The following is a 16,896-nucleotide window of genomic DNA, read 5'->3' as shown; positions in this document are numbered from 1 at the left end:
TATAGTTTCACGTACAATCCTTTTTTAAGAAATTTGCACACGAATTATAAATACTAAAAAATGGGAATTGGTAATATTTTCCACGCTTTTCAACCAAAAGATAAAATCTTCTTTGTACTTTTCGAAAAAGTAACTGAAAATCTAGTTGCAATGTCAGAAGAATTCAACACAGGAATCAAGGATTTCGATCTTAATGACGATTCAATGTTGAAGAAAATGAGCGACTTTGAACACAAGAATGATGAACTTACTCACGAAATTTTCGTAGAATTAGGGAAGAACTTCATTACACCTTTTGACCGTGAAGACATTCACACACTGGCAACAGGACTTGATGATATCGCTGATTATATCTACGCATCCACAAAATATATTTTCCTTTACAAATCACCGGAGATGAAGGCTTATTCAGACTTCTCTTTATTAATCCACAAAGCATGTCTTGAAATTCAGAATGCAATGAAAAACCTTAAAGGGTTCAAAAATATGGAACAGGTGAAAGAAGCTTGTATTAAGGTGAACTCTATTGAGAATATTGCTGACGATTTGCTTTCCAACTCAATGGTAGAATTATTTGAAACTAATGATGCCATCAACATTATTAAAGTTTCATCTGTATTAAACTACCTTGAAATTGTAACAGACAAAGCAGAAGATGTTGCCAATACGATTGAGAACATCATGATTAAATACGCCTAATACATAGCAAAAAATGGAATTTCCGATTTTACTTGTAGTTATTATTGCGCTGGCCCTGATCTTCGATTATATCAATGGTTTCCATGATGCAGCCAACTCAATTGCAACTATAGTTTCTACAAAAGTTTTAACTCCATTCCAGGCTGTACTTTGGGCGGCACTTTGGAACTTTGCAGCGTTCTTTATTGCTGCTTATATTATTGGAGAATTCAAAATTGGTAATACAATTGCCAAAACAGTTAATGAGAATTTTATCACTCTTGAGGTTATATTTTCCGGCCTTATCGCCGCAATTGCCTGGAACCTTTTGACATGGTGGTTCGGGATCCCTTCATCATCTTCACACACGCTGATCGGAGGTTTCTTAGGAGCGGCTCTTATGCATGCCTTCATGATGGATTATCATGATGTAGCTGCAGCACAACCCGGGCTTGGGATGTGGGATACCATTAAAGAAGCTTTCAGCCAGGTAACACAACAGGGTGTCGTAAAGTTTGATAAAGTAATTCCTATCTTCCTGTTCATTTTCATGGCACCAATCATAGGGATGATTATCTCGATCATTATAACTCTGATTATTGTACATCTTTATAAAAGATCAAACCCCCACAAAGCAGACCAGTCTTTCAAAAGATTACAGCTGGCTTCTTCAGCTTTATTCAGCTTGGGACACGGTTTGAATGATGCTCAGAAAGTAATGGGGATCATTGGTGCAGCAGTAATCTATTATCACGTAAATATGCTTCAGGATGCGCAGTATTTGAATATTCCTTCTGCAGAACGTTTTGATTATTTTGCACAGCATTATATCTGGGTTCCTTTGGTTTCCTTCCTTGCTATTGGTTTAGGTACAATGAGTGGTGGTTGGAAGATCATCAAAACAATGGGAACAAAGATTACGAAGGTAACTTCATTAGAAGGAGTAAGTGCAGAAACGGCAGGTGCTATTACCTTATTCATCACAGACCACTTCGGTATTCCTGTATCTACTACACACACGATTACAGGTTCTATCATCGGGGTAGGATTAACGAAAAGAATTTCAGCGGTAAGATGGGGAATCACTGTAAGCTTACTTTGGGCTTGGGTTCTTACCATTCCAATCTCTGCAATAGTAGCAGCAATTACTTATCTTGCAGTAACCTTCCTTTTCTAAAAAAACAAATCATACAATTATATAAACTTTGTCCATTTGGGCAAAGTTTTTTTATTGTGCAATGTTGAAATTTAAATTATTAATCAACGAACAGATATTTATTGTTGTGATCCATGTTTTTGTGTTTTGTTTAAAATAAGTTTCTTATTTTGTTGATTTCTATTGTTTTATAGTTTATTTGTTTTATACATTAGATAAACACTTTGCAATACTTTTGAACAAAAAAGTTTATTAATACAAATTACAATGAAAAAACTATTACTTCTTTCAGCATTTATGTTGGCAGCACTTATTAAAGCCAATAATTTTAATTTTAAGAATGAAAAAACAGCCCAAGCCGTTTTATTTACACGTTATTTAATAACACTAAAGACTGTTTGTGGAACTACTTATCAAACTGTTCTAGATACTGATTTCGATACGTATAATTGTGTAAATAATGAATGGGAAATGTATAATCAACAGGATTGTGGCCATGCCAGCTATGAGAATCCGCCTGTTTAATGTTGTCTGAAGCTGTTTGACCTACCTTGTATTTATTTTTTTATGAAAAAAAAATTAGGTATATTTTTTTATTTTCTTTTAATCTTTATTAAAAGTCAATCTCCTAAATTAGAAAGAGATATTTCTATACTGGAAGTCAGATACAACTTTTCATATATAACGGATACTTTGAATATAGAAAGCGTTGTTTCAGAACCAATGATACTCCTGGCTAATAGTAACAAATCTGTTTATTATAGTGAGAATTATAAAGCATTTTCTGATGGTTTTAAGAAACAGCTGGAAACTGCAATAAAGACTGGCAGTATTGTAGAACCAGGTAAATTACTACAATCGAAAGTAAGACATTGTGTTTATAAGGATAATGATTCTATCTACATATCAAATCACTTAGGTAATGACTTTTATACCTTTCGTACAGAAAACATTCATTGGAAGATTGATAACTTGATAACTAAAGTTATTCAAGGATATAAATGTACAAAAGCTGTTGCTAAAGTTGGAAAGAGAATATATATAGCATGGTTTACTCATGAAATACCTGTTAATGATGGTCCTTATAAGTTTAAAGGTCTTCCCGGATTGATTTTAGAGGTCAGCGATGAAAAAAATATTTTAATTTTGAGTTTCTTTCTATAACTAAAACGAATTTACCTATAGAATATAAAAAAGGATTGTTGATTACTCAAGCTCAATACATAGAAAAGCGTAAAGAATACATTAATGACCCTTCCCAGGGTAAAATTAATACTCCAGAGTACAGAAAAAGAATTGAAGAAAATAAGAAGAAATTTAATAATTTTTTAGAATAGCGAATAATCATAAAAATCCTCATCAAAACGATGTTTTTTTGTTTTATAAAGCCTTGAAAAATCGTATTTTTGTTCAAATTATAAGATTTTATGGAATTTTTAGACAGATACCAGCAGATTGTTGCAGATGCCATCACTAAATATACTTTTAAAGATAAACCTTCGGAGCTCTATGATCCGATGAACTATATTATTTCCCATGGTGGAAAACGCCTTCGTCCTATTATGGTGTTAATGGCATGTGATATGTTCGGTGGAGATCTTAAGCAGGCAATCAAGCCGGCATTGGCTATCGAGTTTTTCCATAACTTCACCCTGATCCATGATGATATTATGGATGAGGCTCCTTTAAGAAGGAACAAGCCTACTATTCATACTTTACACGGGCTTAATGTAGGAATTCTTTCCGGAGACGGACTGATGTTGAAAGCGTATAAGTTTTTTGAGGATCTGGAACCTGAAATATTCAAGGCATGTATCAGAATATTTACCCATACAGGACTTCTGTTATGCGAAGGTCAACAGTACGATATTAATTTTGAAACTCAGGAAAATGTTACTTTTGATGACTATATCAGAATGATTACTTATAAAACCGGGGTATTAAGTGCTTCTTCATTTGAAATCGGAGCTTTGATTGCAAGAGCAGATTTTAAAGATGCCAAAGCTATTTTCAATTTCGGAAAACATATCGGAATTGCCTTCCAGATTATGGATGATTATCTTGATGTATTTGGAGATCAGGCGCAGTTTGGTAAAAAACATGCCGGAGACATCTACGAAAACAAGAAAACTGTTCTGTATCTGCTAGCAAGAGAACACGCTACAGACGAAGAAAGAAAAGAATTGGACTACTGGTATTCTAAGAAGACTGAAAATGTTGATAAAGTATATGGAGTAGAAAAGATCTTCAGAAGAACAAAAGTAGATGAAAAAGCATTACGTCTGATTGAAAAACATAATGAGATTGGACAAAGTTATCTTCAGAAAATTGATGTGCCGGAAGAAAAGAAAAAACCTTTTATTGAACTGGCCAATTATTTGTTGAGAAGAGAAAGTTAATATAGGCAGCAGATGATAGGTAGCAGGTAACAGTAATTTGCCCGCTACTTATTTCCTGCAGCCTAACCCTTATACAATGAAATTCAGAACAGAAGTTGATATTCCCGCATCAGAAAAGAAGATTGAAATTGAAGATAGAATATTTTCAATAGGCTCATGTTTTGCCTCTGAAATGACGGATTTACTCCAGGACGGACAACTTCAGACCCTTAATAATCCTTTTGGGACTATTTTTAACCCTTTTTCTATCAATAATGCAGTCAACAGATTACATGACTCTGCATTTTACGCAGAAGAGGAACTAATCACTTACAATGAAGAATATATCTCTCTGGATCATCATACCAGTTTTGATACCCGTTATATTCATCAGACCCTAGATAAAATTAATGGAGCTATTGAAGCAGGAAATGCCTTTCTTCAGGAAGCCGACTGGATTATTATTACCTACGGGTCCTCATTTATTTATGAATTCCTTCCCAAGAAAAAGCTGGTAGCCAACTGTCATAAAATTCCGCAAAAGTTTTTTGAGAAAAGACTGCTATCTCATCAGGAACTCACCACTTCAATTTACCAGACGATTCTGGATCTTAAAGATATTTGTAAAGAAGGAGTACAAATCTTATTTACTGTTTCACCTGTAAGGCATACCAAAGATGGAATGGTAGAAAATCAGTTAAGTAAGTCCAAATTAATCACTGCTATCCACGAGTCTATTTCTCTCTTTGAAGACTGTCATTATCTGCCTGTCTATGAGATTTTGATGGATGACCTCCGGGACTATCGTTTCTATAAAGAAGATATGATTCATCCTAGTACACAGGCGGTAAATTATATTTTTGAGAAGTTTGGAAAATCTTATTTTTCAGAAGAAACTCAGAATTTTATCAAAGAAAACTTTAAGATTATGAGAGCCTTGGAACATAAAACCAGTGATAAGAAAGATCCTAAGTTTATCGAGTTCAGAGAAAAACTGGATCAGAGAATTGAAGTACAGCGTAAAAAAGTAAAACATAAAATATTTTAAATGCTTGATTTCACCAGAATTGACTATCTGAAAGATGGAAATGAAAGACAGAAAAAAGCTTACGAAATTCTTACAAAACATCGTGTTTTTGATAAATTGAAGGACTATTCTCCTATTTTAGCAGGAACTGTTCCTATAGAGATTGATATCAAAGGAAGTGATCTGGATCTTATTTTCGAGGTGGATTTAAAATATGAACAGGATTTTCTGGATGATTTACTATTTTGTCAGCTTATTCCTCACGATGTAGAAGTGGAATATCCTATTGTAAACGGGGAAAAATGCATGACTTTAAATTTTATGCTGGAAGGGTTTCCCATTGAGATCTTTGGACAGAATAAGCCTACAAAACAGCAGAACGCTTATCTTCATATGATGGCCGAATACAAAATATTAAAAGAAAAAGGAGAAGAATTTAAACAAAGAATAATAGAACTTAAAAAACAGGGAATAAAAACGGAGCCCGCTTTCGGAATATTGCTGGGACTTGAAAATCCTTACGAAGATCTATTGAAATTTTAAATAAAATGATTGATACACATACACACTTATACGCAGAAGAATTTGATGAAGACAGAAAAGAAGCTATTCAAAGAGCAGTAGATAAAGGAATTACAGAATTTTATCTTCCTGCTATTGATTCTGAATCACATGAAAAAATGCTGAAGCTGGAAACAGAATATCCGGGACAGATTTTTTCAATGATGGGATTACATCCTTGCTATGTAAAACCGGAATCCTGGGAAAAAGAACTTGAAATTGTAAAAAAATATCTTGATCAAAGACATTTTCCAGCAATTGGAGAGATCGGAATTGACTTGTACTGGGATAAGACCACATTGGATATTCAGGTAAAAGCTTTTGAACAGCAGATTGACTGGGCAATAGAAAGAGACCTTCCGATTGTGATCCACACCAGAGAAAGCTTTGATGAGACCTTTGAAGTTTTAGAACGAAAAAAGCATCCGAAACTAAGAGGAATTTTCCATTGTTTTTCAGGGAATCTCGAACAGGCGCAGCATGCTATTGACCTTAACTTCATTTTAGGAATCGGTGGAGTAGTGACCTTTAAAAACGGAAAAATAGACCAGTTTCTGAATGAAGTTCCGTTGGATAAAATTGTTTTAGAAACAGATTCTCCATACCTGGCACCGGTTCCCCACAGAGGAAAAAGGAATGAAAGCTCTTATCTGGACCTGGTTGCCGGAAAGCTGGTGAATATCTATGGAAAAGATTTTTCTGAGATAGACCGCATCACGACAGAAAATGCTAAAAACATTTTTCAAATACCATAATTAATGAGTGCCCTGTTAAATTTTATTAGGAGCAACAAATTGAATGGCATATTGCTGTTTGCCATTTATTTCATAGTTAATCTTTTATTTCTGACGAAATATGGAATCAGACAGTCTTTTGTTCCTCTTACGATTTTAATTATTTTTTTTTCAGGGGGAAATTTATTGTTATTTTCTTTAGGAAAGTGGTCCTGGTTGGAAAAAGTATGGACCAGGAAATCCGTATATCTTCTTATCGTTTTTATCACGATTGCTTACATTGCGATGTGCCATGTGATGAAAGATCCTTATAAAATGAATATTGACAGATGGGCAACGTTAGAATTTTCTGTGCAACATTGGGCAAAAGGAGAATACATCTATGATACTCCAAATTTCATGGGAAATTTATCATCATATCTTCCTGGGCAATTACTTTTGTCAAGTGTTTTTTATTTTTTAGGGAATGTTGGCTACCTACAGGTTGTTGCCTTTTTACTATTTTCCTATGTTGTTTTTTTAGAATTTAAGAGCAATTTTCATAGATTTCTTGCAATAGGAATGTTAGGTATTTCCCTGGCTTATATTTATGAAGTGGTCTGTAAGAGTGATTTTATCTCTTCCTTTATTGCAGTGGCAGCCTTTATTGTCTTTTGGAACAGAATGTTTAAAGATGATTATTTTAAAAGATCCTTTCTGTTAGGAATATGCATAGGAATTCTATGTCTTACAAGAAGCGTAGTGATCATTCCTTTGATCATCTTTTTATTAAATCCCTTTTTAAAAACCAGCTGGAATAATAAAATAAAATTTGGATTAAGCTTTTTATTAACGGTAGCAATCTTATTGGCATCCGTTCTGCTGCCTGCCAAAAGTATTGAGCATGTGCTGCAATATAATCCTCTTAATCTTCAGGGACAAAGCAATAAATTTGTTATGCTGTTCTTTATGATACTGTCGGTTATCCTTTCCTTCTATGTTAAAAAAATAGAAACAGTATTTTACTTTTCAGCCTATATTCTTTTTTTTGTGATGTTGAGTTTTGTAAGTGAGCAGTATGTAACTTTAGGATTTTCTTACCAGAATAATTTCTTTTCTACTACCTATCTGGCAGCCTGTTTACCATTTTGTATTATAGGTTACTGCTATACAAAGCAAAGAATGGAATAATAAACGATCAATAAAAAAAGTCCTTTTCTTTGAAAAGGACTTTTTTTTATTTTTTTCTGGTGAAATTCTTATTCTTAGGTTTTTTAAACCCTACTGAAGCTCCCGCTGCAGGCTTTTTACGGTTATTATTTGGCCTTGAATTATTACCATTACCTGTTTTAGGTTTTCCGCCCCCTGCAGCTACAGGTTTGTTATTAGAATCCCTTTTCTGTGCTACCAGGTCATCAGTATGGAACGGATGATCCTTGATTACAGGAATTTTCTTTCCAATTAGTTTTTCAGTATTCTTTAAGTTCAAAAGATCAAGTCCGTCTACAAAAGATATAGAATTACCTTCGGCTCCTGCTCTTCCTGTTCTTCCGATTCTGTGTACATAGGTTTCAGAAACATCAGAAAGCTCAAAATTGATCACGAATTTCAGCTCATCAATATCAATCCCTCTGGCAGCAATATCAGTCGCTACAAGAACTCTTGTTTTTCCGGATTTAAAATTATTCAACGCATTTTGTCTCGCATTCTGAGATTTATTACCATGAATCGCTTCTGCGGAGATATTGTCCTTCTGAAGCTTTCTGGAAATCTTATCTGCACCGTGTTTTGTTCTTGCAAAAACCAATACAGAGTCTGAAATATCATTTTGAAGAATATGAGAAAGCAAATTCAGTTTGTTGTCTTTTTCTACGAAATACACAGATTGTTTGATAGTATCTGCAGTAGAAGAAACCGGAGTTACCTCTACCTTTACCGGATTATTCAGGATCGAATTAGCCAGTTTCTGAATTTCAGTCGGCATTGTTGCTGAAAAGAATAAAGTCTGTCTTCTCTGAGGTAAAAGTTTAATGATTCTTTTTACATCATGTACAAAACCCATATCCAGCATTCTGTCTGCCTCATCAAGAACAAAAATCTCAAGATTTTTCAGGCTGATGATTCCTTGTGCAATAAAATCCAGAAGTCTTCCCGGAGTTGCTACCAGAATATCAACACCCTTTCTCAAAGCTGCTTCCTGATTTCCTTGTTTTACTCCTCCGAAAATAACAAGTTGCTTTAAGGGAAGATATTTACCGTAAGCATTAATATTTTCCTCAATCTGAATCGCCAGTTCTCTGGTGGGAGTAAGGATTAACGCTTTTATATGTTTATTGGGAATTTTATTTTTAGATAAATTCTGTAAAATAGGGATAGAAAAAGCTGCTGTCTTTCCTGTTCCTGTTTGCGCACAACCTAAAAAGTCTCTGCCTTCCAGGATATCAGGAATAGATCTTTCCTGGATAGGAGTAGGAGTCGTGTATCCCTGTTCCTGAATTGCTTTTGCAATAGGTTCTATTAAGTTTAAGTCTGTAAAATTCAAATGAATTATTTTAAAATTTAAATAAAAATTCCTTCAGTCTGAAAGAATTACATTCTGCAAAGGTAGTCTAAATATTTTTAAGTATCTTATTCCACTTTTTTTAGACTTATTGCTTATTGAAAAATAGAAATGGCAACCCGAATGTGAGCCGCCATTTTTTTCTGTTACATATCCGCAGTTTATTTAAATCTATATCCTACACCAGCCTGAAGAAATCCAATTTTAGTAGGAACAGCATTGCTTCTATTCATTTCTATAAAATTGAAATTGTATCTGGCGTCAACAAAAAACTTTTGATTAATCTTATATTCTGCACCCAGAAAAGGAAATAAGTTCAAGGTTTTTAAAGATTCGTAATTGTGGGTTTCAGCCTCATCAAAAACAGTATTCATTTTTACTTTGGATGATATATTAAATCCTAAGTTCATCCCTACAGAAGCAGAAAGCTCTGGAACAATATAATATTTTACTGAAATGGGAACCTGTATCTGGTTGAACTTGTAATCAAAGTGCATATCACCCACGTCTACTACTTCATTGCCTACCAACTCATACCAGGGATAAGCGTCTTTACCACCCAATTGAGTATATAGTAATTCAGCCTGTAAGCCAAATTTAGAAGATAAAGGCTGCTCTGCTGCAATACCTAAATAAAAATAGGATTTTGAATCCAGCCCGGTTCCAAAAAACTTCATATTGGATAATGAATATCCTCCCTTGACGCCAAAGCTCATAGATGCCTGATCTTTTGTGTTTTCTTGTGCATTAAATATTGCTGAGAAAGCAAATACTGTGATAAAGAAAATGTTCTTCTTCATATTTATTTTTAAATGATTAAAAGTTTTTATAAAAAAATAATTCCTCCAAAGGAAGGAATTACTTTTACAAATATAATTTAAATATTTTAGTGAAGCTATTTCACTTTATCCCATTGTTGATTCTTTCTTAAGTTTTCAAAAAACTGATACACTTCCGAAAGCTTTTCACTTCCACGTTTTCCATAATCTTCCACATTTTTTGAAGTTCCGTCAGCAAATTTGATTCTTAAATAAGACGTTGGAAGATCGGTAATATTGTGTTCACCGTATTTATCATTCAAACTTTTTACATGTAAGTCATCAAGTAAACTGATTAATTTATTGTAATCTTCTTCTTTAATGGTTCCTTTAAAAGTACCTTCACGGGGCTTTGAAAACTCATCTTTTGAAGGCTTATCATTAAAATTAAAATGTTCCGCTTCAAAAACTGCAGTTCTGTCCGGATTGATTGTCATTGTAAAAACAGGGCAGAATCCAAAACATGGAGTAGCCTCATATTCAATTTTAGTATATTTTGAATTTACTTTTTGAGACGTTATACACGATGTCAACAACACAAATGCACAAATGGCTAACAAATATTTCATAGTTTTTTCAATTTGAAAAGGTCTCCCAATAATTGTTCCAAAAGTATTCATCTTACTATGTTTTTATGTTAAATATAGAAAAGGAAAGTTGTTTAAGCCTTTGCTTTTTTGAACCATTAAGATTGTATTAAGGTGTTAAGAATATAAAGATAAGCTTTGCCGTATGCTTAAGAAATCAGGATGATTCATCTTAACTTTACTTCATTTCTTATATCCATTCTTAATGGTTTAAAATATTGAATGGAAGAAATTGTATAAATGAAAACAGCCTCAGGTTTTCCTAAGGCTGTTGTTTTATGATGCAGTTCTATTTTCAAAATAAAACTGATAAATCAATGTATTTCTATCCGTGCAATTGTTTCCAGATAGCATCTTTCAGCTCCATAAGACCTTCTCCGGTAACACCTGAGAAGAACAGAGGCTGTTTGTTTTCCGGGAACTCTGCTGCAATTTCCTTCTTCAGTTCTTCATCCAAAAGATCAGATTTTGAAACAGAAACAATGAAATCTTTATCCAGTAATTCTGGGTTATATTCTTTCAATTCATTTTCAAGAATTTTAAACTCCTGGAAATGATTTTCAGAGTCAGCCGGAATTAAGAATAAAAGGATAGAGTTTCTTTCAATATGTCTGAGGAATCTGTGTCCTAAGCCTTTTCCTTCTGCTGCTCCTTCAATAATCCCGGGAATATCAGCCATTACAAATGATTTGTAATTTCTGTAATCTACAATCCCAAGGTTAGGAGTTAAAGTGGTAAAAGCATAATTGGCAATTTTTGGTTTTGCCGCAGAAACAGATGCTAAAAGTGTAGATTTTCCAGCGTTTGGAAATCCAACAAGTCCTACATCGGCCAAAATTTTAAGTTCGAAAACCACATAGCCTTCTTCACCATCCATTCCGGGTTGAGCATATCTTGGAGTTTGGTTGGTAGAGGATTTGAAATGTTCGTTTCCTTTTCCTCCTTTTCCTCCCTGCATCAAAATGATTTCCTGCTTATCTTCAAGGATTTCTCCGATAATTTCACCTTCTTCATTTTTAGCGATAGTCCCAATTGGAACATCAATATAAATATCAGAACCGTCAGCTCCTGTCAGCTGGTTTTTCGCTCCGTTTTCACCTCGTTCAGCTTTTATGTGACGAGTGTATCGGAGTGGAAGCAAAGTCCATTCATTAGCATTTCCTCTCATGATGACGTGTCCGCCACGACCTCCGTCGCCACCGTCAGGACCACCTTTAGGAATATACTTTTCACGGCGAAGGTGGGCAGAACCAGCACCTCCGTGTCCGCTTTTACAATGGATCTTTACGTAATCTACAAAGTTAGACATATAGTTTGTGTTGCGGGTTGAAGGGATGAAACTTCTTATCCCTTGCCATATCCCGATTATTTAATTTTCTCTACCTCAGCGAAAAGTTTTTGGGAAATCTCATCAATTTCTCCAACACCGTTTACCTCTACATATTTACCCTGCTGCTTATAAAGCTCGGCAACTTCTGCTGTTTTGGTATAATATTCTTTAATTCTGTTTTCGATGATCTCTACATTGCTGTCGTCTGATCTTCCGCTGGTTTCACCTCTTTTCAGAAGTCTTTCAACCAAAATTTTGTCCTCTACTACCAATGAAAGACAGATGTCAATCTCATCATTCAGTACTTCTTTAACGATGGTTTCCAAAGCTTCTGTCTGAGCAGTTGTTCTTGGATATCCGTCAAAAATAAAACCGTTGGTATCAGTAGGTTTTTTGATCTCGTCGATCAGCATATCTGTTGTTACCTGATCCGGAACCAATTCTCCCTTATCGATGTATGACTTAGCCAGTTTTCCAAGTTCAGTGTCATTTTTCATATTGTATCTGAAAAGATCACCTGTTGAAACCTGTTTTAAATTGAATTTCTCGATTAGATTCTGAGCTTGTGTTCCTTTTCCACTTCCTGGAGGGCCGAACAGAACAATGTTTATCATAATGTTGATACGCTTCCAGCAATGGGCATTTTGCTTCGGGCTTGTGGCTTTTGGCGGCTTGCTTTTTTGCTTTCAGCTTTTTTAAGTTATTATTAAATTTATTTCTTTATATAATTTTAAGCTAAAAGCTATCAGCTAATAGCCAACAGCATTTAATGGTTGATTTGTCCGTCTTCCAACTGATATAGATTCGGAAGGTTTCTTCCTAATTCATCATAATCCAGCCCGTATCCAAGTACAAATTTGTTCGGGATTTCTTTTCCGATATAATCCAGTTTGAAATCTTTCTTGTAAATCTCAGGTTTCAATAAGAAACTAGCCAGTTTTACAGATTTTGGACGTTGTGTTTCTTTGAAATATTTGAAAAGACTTTCAACGGTATTTCCTGTATCTACAATGTCTTCCACAAGAATAATATGACGGTCTCTTACGTCTTTAGTAAGCTCCATTTTCTGATAAACGATCCCTGTAGATTCTGTTCCTACATAAGAACTCATTTGAATGAAGGCAATTTCGCATTCTCCCGGGTAATATTTTAAAAGATCAGAGAAGAACATCACCACTCCATTTAACACCCCTATGAAAACAGGAACTTCATCCTTGTAATCTTCATAAATTCTTAACGCTGTCTCTTTTACAATTTCCTGAATTTCGGCATCCTTTAAATAAGGAACGAAAGTTTTGTCGTGAACTTTAATGCTTTCCATAAAATTTTTAGTAGTTGGCAAAGTTACGGATTTTTGATTAAAATACTTTCCTGTTTTTATCAGTTTGAAAGTTTGATGTTTTCCGGATCACAAAATTCAATATCCTGATGAAGTCTGTTTAAACATTCATAACAACAAGCTTTTTAATGAGATAGAATGGTATAGCCTCAAAAAATAGATTTAAAAATACTTTTGAAAAGCAGGTGTTTGAAATAAGGAAGAAAAGGATAATGATAAATGTCCTGATTATTGATGAAAACAAATATTCAGAAAAATGAGTATCTTTGTTCTTTCAAAACCCAAAAAAACAGACATGTAGGATATCATTTCTTTCAGACTCAATAAAACGGTAACAAGAATGTTGCTGGTGTTCAACCTTTATTAAGAAAGAAATCATGATTTTACTGCAAAATATATCCTTTGGGTTTCCGGGAGGAAATCTTCTATTTAATCATATCAATTTAACAATACAGTCTCATACCAAATCTGCTCTGGTAGGGAGTAATGGAGTGGGAAAATCAACCCTGCTGAAAATAATCGCGGGAGAAATACAGCCTCTAAACGGCAATACTAATATCCGGGGTAATATCTTTTATGTACCGCAGATGTTTGGAAATTTAAATGATCTTACCATTGCAGAATGCCTGAGGATAGATCAGAAACTCCATGCTCTTCAAAAAATTACCAATGGAGAGGTGGACGAAATATATTTTGAAACGCTCAATGACGACTGGGATATTGAAGAAAGATGCCAGAATGCTTTGGAGCATTGGAGGCTCGAAAATTTTGAATTAACTCAAAAACTGGAAGACCTGAGCGGAGGACAGAAGACTAAAGTTTTTCTCGCTGGAATTCAGATCAACCAACCTGATATTATCGTATTGGATGAACCGACCAATCACCTGGACAGGGAAGGAAGAAAACTCTTGTATGATCTTATTGACAAAACAGATGCAACAGTGGTTATCGTAAGCCACGACCGTATTTTGCTCAATCTTGTGGATACCATATTCGAATTAAGCAATCAGGGAATTGCAACTTATGGTGGAAACTATGACTTTTATGCCAAACAGAAAGAAGTGGAGGAGGAAGCATTGCAAAATGATATCCATTCCAAAGAACGTGCTCTGAAAAAAGCAAAAGAAAAGGAGCGGGAAACTCTGGAACGAAAGCAAAAACTGGATGCAAGAGGTAAAGGGAAGCAGGAAAAATCCGGAGTAGCCAGAATTATGATGAATACGCTTCGGAATAATGCTGAAAAAAACAGTTCAAAACTTAAAAGTGTACACGCAGAGAAAATTAGTGGGATTTCCGGTGACTTAAGAGATCTGCGTTCCTCCTTAAAGAATTCTGATCAGATGAAAGTTAATTTTAATGATTCCAATCTACATTCAGGAAAGATCCTTGTTACCGTTGAAGATATTAATTTCACTTACGGAAAAGAAAAACTCTGGAAAGAAAACATCAGTATGGAGGTGCGAAGCGGAGACCGAATATCAGTGAAAGGCTCAAACGGTTCCGGAAAAACTACCCTGATAAAGCTTCTGTTGGAAAATATTAAACCTTCGGAAGGAAAAATAAATAAGACAGAATTCAACAGTATCTATATTGACCAGGAATATTCCCTTATTGATAATGATTCAACGCTTTACGATTTTGTACAGACTTTCAATGACTGTGCCATGCAGGAATCAGAAGTCAAAACATTACTGTCCAGATTTTTGTTTGGAAAAGATACCTGGGATAAAAAATGCGGTATGCTGAGTGGAGGAGAGCGTTTACGGTTACTTCTCTGCGGGCTTTCCATCAGAAATAAAGCACCCGATATGATTATCCTTGATGAACCTACGAATAATTTAGATCTCCAGAATGTGGAAATTCTCACCAATTCTATAAAAGATTATCATGGAACTCTACTGGTGATTTCCCATGATGAAGTTTTTCTTCAGGAGATTGGAATTGACAGAGAATTGATGCTGGGGTAATTATTATATTTCTTACAAATCAGACAAAATCCTTTAGATATTCAATAGGGGTGGGCTTTAGCCCGCCTTCAACATCAAAACAACTCCATCGGCTTTAGCCGAAACTTATACAGAAATTCCAGATCAATGCTATCTGGAATTTTTATTTTGTTCTTATTATTTTAAGATCCAGTTATGGATTTCCTTCAGAACCTGTTCTCTTATGGATTCGTTTAAAATCTCATGACGCATATCAGGATAGATTTTTAAGTCCACATTTTGAAAACCATCAATTTTTAAGTTGTTGACGGTTTGCATGACACCTTTTCCAAAATCACCGATCGGATCCTTCTGCCCGCTTACGAATAAAAAAGGAAATGATTTAGAAATAGGTGCAGCCCAGTTTCTCGCTGTCGCTTTTTTATAAATGGTAAATAAAGTATAAAAAGCATTATGGGTAAACGGAATTCCACAAAGTTCATCCTTTTCAAAAGCTTGTCGGTTTTTAGGATTTACACTGAGCCAGCTGGTATCACTGAAATCTTGATCCTTTTTAAAATGTTTGTTATTGACGCTCGTAAAAACAGAATTCAAAAAAGTACGGTGACGAGGAGCGATAGCTGTGGCTAATGACAAATAACCTCTCAATATATCGATTCCCGGTAAAGGTCCGCCGGTTCCTGTAATGATAGCTCCGGAAAATTTACTGCTTTCTTTTTGAAGAAGACATCGTGTAATAAAAGATCCCATAGAATGTCCCAGAATAAAATGAGGAACATCCGGATATTGTTCTGCAAGATAATCTGCCATCATTTCTGCGTCTGCTACAAGCCTTTCATCCGGTTTTTCAAGCTGAAAGAAACCAATGTCTTTTTTGTCCTTTACCGATTTTCCATGTCCCAGGTGATCATAGGTCAATACAGCAATTCCATGAGACGTAAAATATTCTGCAATCTCTGCATATCTTCCGCTGTGTTCCTGCATACCATGAACAATGAGAAGGGTGGCTTTTGCTGTTTTCGGAGAAAACAAGGTATAGAAAAGTTGTGAGCTGCTGTTTATTTTTGATGGTAAAAAGGTAGACTTTTGTGATGGGTTCATAGTAATTGGAATATTATTTTATTTCAATATCTGGAAGTTTATAATTTCCAACCGTTTCAATTAATTTTGAAGAATTGGTTTTTAAATTATTAAAAAAAGAATCAATATTTTCCGGATACCCTCTTTCACTCAGTGCAAAAAGAAGAACGCCTTTATTCTTTCCATTACTAATGATTTTGTAGCGATAAATATTTCTTTCTGCAATAAGTATTTCCTTGCCGTCCTTTGAATTTTCACTGATAAGAAAATCTAAAATATATTCTTCCTTATTTTCAAAAATCTGGTAATTGACGACTGGGTTGGTCTTTTTCATTTCCTGCAGTTCAGCTACTTTTTGATCCACAACATCCTTGATATTAAAATCACCTTTTATAAAATCGACCAATACCATACTGTTGTATTTATGGATGTTATCATGTGAGCTTACATATTCCTGTTTAAAATAATTTTCATTAGGATGCGAACTCCATACGAGATTATATTCCTTTTGATTTAGCTTAATGGGACCACGTATATTTAGATAATCATTTACTTTATTTTGAGCGTTCACATAAATAAGAGGGATTATTAAAAGTAGAATCAGAATTTTAATTTTCATTTGTATAAATTTATAGTAAATATAATCCATTTTATATAGGTGTGAAAGTAAAAAGGTAGAAATGAAGTAATATTCAACCTCATGATTTTCACCCCAACTCAAAA

At 34.5% G+C, this 16,896-nt stretch carries 18 protein-coding genes; 10 read left to right on the top strand and 8 right to left on the bottom strand.

Going from position 1 to position 16,896, the window contains the following annotated elements; all coding sequences use genetic code 11:
* Window positions 1–60: 60 nt before the first annotated feature.
* The 9 genes from A1704_RS23610 to A1704_RS23570 all read left to right on the top strand — a co-directional run bounded on the left by A1704_RS23610 (window position 61) and on the right by A1704_RS23570 (window position 7,704).
* Window positions 61–699 carry a DUF47 domain-containing protein gene (locus tag A1704_RS23610; RefSeq protein WP_027374906.1) on the top strand — a complete coding sequence of 213 codons (639 nt, stop codon included), beginning with the start codon at window positions 61–63 and terminating at the stop codon, window positions 697–699.
* A 13-nt stretch (window positions 700–712) separates the two neighbouring features.
* The gene (locus A1704_RS23605) at window positions 713–1,855 is read left to right on the top strand and encodes an inorganic phosphate transporter (RefSeq protein ID WP_034700227.1); all 1,143 of its coding nucleotides are present in this window, start codon (window positions 713–715) and stop codon (window positions 1,853–1,855) included.
* Window positions 1,856–2,101: 246 nt separating this feature from the next.
* Complete coding sequence (locus A1704_RS23600) at window positions 2,102–2,359, top strand: hypothetical protein (RefSeq protein ID WP_062676430.1); 258 nt, start codon at window positions 2,102–2,104, stop codon at window positions 2,357–2,359.
* Window positions 2,360–2,401: 42 nt separating this feature from the next.
* Complete coding sequence (locus A1704_RS23595; protein ID WP_062676429.1) at window positions 2,402–2,998, top strand: GLPGLI family protein; 597 nt, start codon at window positions 2,402–2,404, stop codon at window positions 2,996–2,998.
* A 263-nt stretch (window positions 2,999–3,261) separates the two neighbouring features.
* Window positions 3,262–4,233 (top strand): polyprenyl synthetase family protein, encoded by a 972-nt coding sequence (locus tag A1704_RS23590; RefSeq protein ID WP_062676428.1) that lies wholly within the window; start codon window positions 3,262–3,264, stop codon window positions 4,231–4,233.
* A gap of 76 nt (window positions 4,234–4,309) precedes the next feature.
* Entirely contained in the window at window positions 4,310–5,260 is a 951-nt protein-coding gene (locus tag A1704_RS23585; protein ID WP_062676427.1) for a GSCFA domain-containing protein, read from the top strand.
* Complete coding sequence (locus tag A1704_RS23580; protein WP_062676426.1) at window positions 5,261–5,782, top strand: DUF4269 domain-containing protein; 522 nt, start codon at window positions 5,261–5,263, stop codon at window positions 5,780–5,782. It abuts the gene before it with no gap.
* A 5-nt stretch (window positions 5,783–5,787) separates the two neighbouring features.
* A complete protein-coding gene (locus tag A1704_RS23575; RefSeq protein WP_062676425.1) occupies window positions 5,788–6,555 on the top strand; it encodes a TatD family hydrolase in 768 nt (255 codons plus the stop codon).
* A gap of 3 nt (window positions 6,556–6,558) precedes the next feature.
* A complete protein-coding gene (locus A1704_RS23570) occupies window positions 6,559–7,704 on the top strand; it encodes a hypothetical protein (RefSeq protein WP_062676424.1) in 1,146 nt (381 codons plus the stop codon).
* A gap of 46 nt (window positions 7,705–7,750) precedes the next feature.
* Here the strand turns inward: A1704_RS23570 and A1704_RS23565 are convergent, their stop codons facing one another.
* The 6 genes from A1704_RS23565 to A1704_RS23540 all read right to left on the bottom strand — a co-directional run bounded on the left by A1704_RS23565 (window position 7,751) and on the right by A1704_RS23540 (window position 13,129).
* Window positions 7,751–9,055: a DEAD/DEAH box helicase gene (locus A1704_RS23565; RefSeq protein ID WP_062676423.1), complete on the bottom strand. Its 1,305-nt coding sequence runs from the start codon at window positions 9,053–9,055 to the stop codon at window positions 7,751–7,753.
* A gap of 179 nt (window positions 9,056–9,234) precedes the next feature.
* On the bottom strand, window positions 9,235–9,873 hold the full coding sequence (locus A1704_RS23560) for a porin family protein (protein ID WP_062676422.1): 639 nt from the start codon (window positions 9,871–9,873) through the stop codon (window positions 9,235–9,237).
* 95 nt (window positions 9,874–9,968) lie between these two features.
* A complete protein-coding gene (locus A1704_RS23555) occupies window positions 9,969–10,460 on the bottom strand; it encodes a DUF6438 domain-containing protein (RefSeq protein ID WP_062676476.1) in 492 nt (163 codons plus the stop codon).
* A gap of 343 nt (window positions 10,461–10,803) precedes the next feature.
* Window positions 10,804–11,787, bottom strand: a complete 984-nt coding sequence (gene obgE, locus A1704_RS23550) for a GTPase ObgE (protein WP_062676421.1) — start codon at window positions 11,785–11,787, stop codon at window positions 10,804–10,806.
* Between the two features lie 56 nt (window positions 11,788–11,843).
* Window positions 11,844–12,422, bottom strand: a complete 579-nt coding sequence (locus A1704_RS23545; RefSeq protein ID WP_034697446.1) for an adenylate kinase — start codon at window positions 12,420–12,422, stop codon at window positions 11,844–11,846.
* 152 nt (window positions 12,423–12,574) lie between these two features.
* Window positions 12,575–13,129: a phosphoribosyltransferase gene (locus A1704_RS23540; protein WP_047374145.1), complete on the bottom strand. Its 555-nt coding sequence runs from the start codon at window positions 13,127–13,129 to the stop codon at window positions 12,575–12,577.
* A gap of 395 nt (window positions 13,130–13,524) precedes the next feature.
* Between A1704_RS23540 and A1704_RS23535 the strand changes: the two genes are divergently transcribed.
* Window positions 13,525–15,114, top strand: coding sequence for an ABC-F family ATP-binding cassette domain-containing protein (locus tag A1704_RS23535; RefSeq protein ID WP_062676420.1), 1,590 nt, complete (start codon window positions 13,525–13,527; stop codon window positions 15,112–15,114).
* 156 nt (window positions 15,115–15,270) lie between these two features.
* Here A1704_RS23535 and A1704_RS23530 read toward each other — a convergent pair whose 3' ends face one another.
* Together A1704_RS23530 and A1704_RS23525 are read right to left on the bottom strand one after the other, a co-directional pair.
* Window positions 15,271–16,194, bottom strand: a complete 924-nt coding sequence (locus A1704_RS23530; protein ID WP_062676419.1) for an alpha/beta fold hydrolase — start codon at window positions 16,192–16,194, stop codon at window positions 15,271–15,273.
* 13 nt (window positions 16,195–16,207) lie between these two features.
* Complete coding sequence (locus A1704_RS23525) at window positions 16,208–16,792, bottom strand: hypothetical protein (protein ID WP_065119740.1); 585 nt, start codon at window positions 16,790–16,792, stop codon at window positions 16,208–16,210.
* Window positions 16,793–16,896 lie beyond the last annotated feature (104 nt).

Source organism: Chryseobacterium cucumeris (assembly GCF_001593385.1).
GTDB classification, from domain to species: Bacteria; Bacteroidota; Bacteroidia; order Flavobacteriales; family Weeksellaceae; genus Chryseobacterium; species Chryseobacterium cucumeris.
Note: the sequence above shows the minus strand (reverse complement) of the source record. Positions and strands in the feature narration are given on the sequence as shown.

Bases quoted from the DNA above. Each gene is read 5' to 3' on its own strand.
- A1704_RS23605 (WP_034700227.1), top strand. From the start codon at position 713: ATGGAATTTCCGATTTTACTTGTAGTTATTATTGCGCTGGCCCTGATC.
- A1704_RS23575 (WP_062676425.1), top strand. From the start codon at position 5,788: ATGATTGATACACATACACACTTATACGCAGAAGAATTTGATGAAGAC.
- A1704_RS23525 (WP_065119740.1), bottom strand. From the start codon at position 16,792: ATGAAAATTAAAATTCTGATTCTACTTTTAATAATCCCTCTTATTTAT.
- A1704_RS23545 (WP_034697446.1), bottom strand. From the start codon at position 12,422: ATGATAAACATTGTTCTGTTCGGCCCTCCAGGAAGTGGAAAAGGAACA.
- A1704_RS23595 (WP_062676429.1), top strand. From the start codon at position 2,402: ATGAAAAAAAAATTAGGTATATTTTTTTATTTTCTTTTAATCTTTATT.
- A1704_RS23585 (WP_062676427.1), top strand. From the start codon at position 4,310: ATGAAATTCAGAACAGAAGTTGATATTCCCGCATCAGAAAAGAAGATT.
- A1704_RS23560 (WP_062676422.1), bottom strand. From the start codon at position 9,873: ATGAAGAAGAACATTTTCTTTATCACAGTATTTGCTTTCTCAGCAATA.
- A1704_RS23540 (WP_047374145.1), bottom strand. From the start codon at position 13,129: ATGGAAAGCATTAAAGTTCACGACAAAACTTTCGTTCCTTATTTAAAG.
- A1704_RS23580 (WP_062676426.1), top strand. From the start codon at position 5,261: ATGCTTGATTTCACCAGAATTGACTATCTGAAAGATGGAAATGAAAGA.
- A1704_RS23610 (WP_027374906.1), top strand. From the start codon at position 61: ATGGGAATTGGTAATATTTTCCACGCTTTTCAACCAAAAGATAAAATC.
- A1704_RS23600 (WP_062676430.1), top strand. From the start codon at position 2,102: ATGAAAAAACTATTACTTCTTTCAGCATTTATGTTGGCAGCACTTATT.
- obgE (WP_062676421.1), bottom strand. From the start codon at position 11,787: ATGTCTAACTTTGTAGATTACGTAAAGATCCATTGTAAAAGCGGACAC.
- A1704_RS23535 (WP_062676420.1), top strand. From the start codon at position 13,525: ATGATTTTACTGCAAAATATATCCTTTGGGTTTCCGGGAGGAAATCTT.
- A1704_RS23555 (WP_062676476.1), bottom strand. From the start codon at position 10,460: ATGAAATATTTGTTAGCCATTTGTGCATTTGTGTTGTTGACATCGTGT.
- A1704_RS23570 (WP_062676424.1), top strand. From the start codon at position 6,559: ATGAGTGCCCTGTTAAATTTTATTAGGAGCAACAAATTGAATGGCATA.
- A1704_RS23530 (WP_062676419.1), bottom strand. From the start codon at position 16,194: ATGAACCCATCACAAAAGTCTACCTTTTTACCATCAAAAATAAACAGC.
- A1704_RS23590 (WP_062676428.1), top strand. From the start codon at position 3,262: ATGGAATTTTTAGACAGATACCAGCAGATTGTTGCAGATGCCATCACT.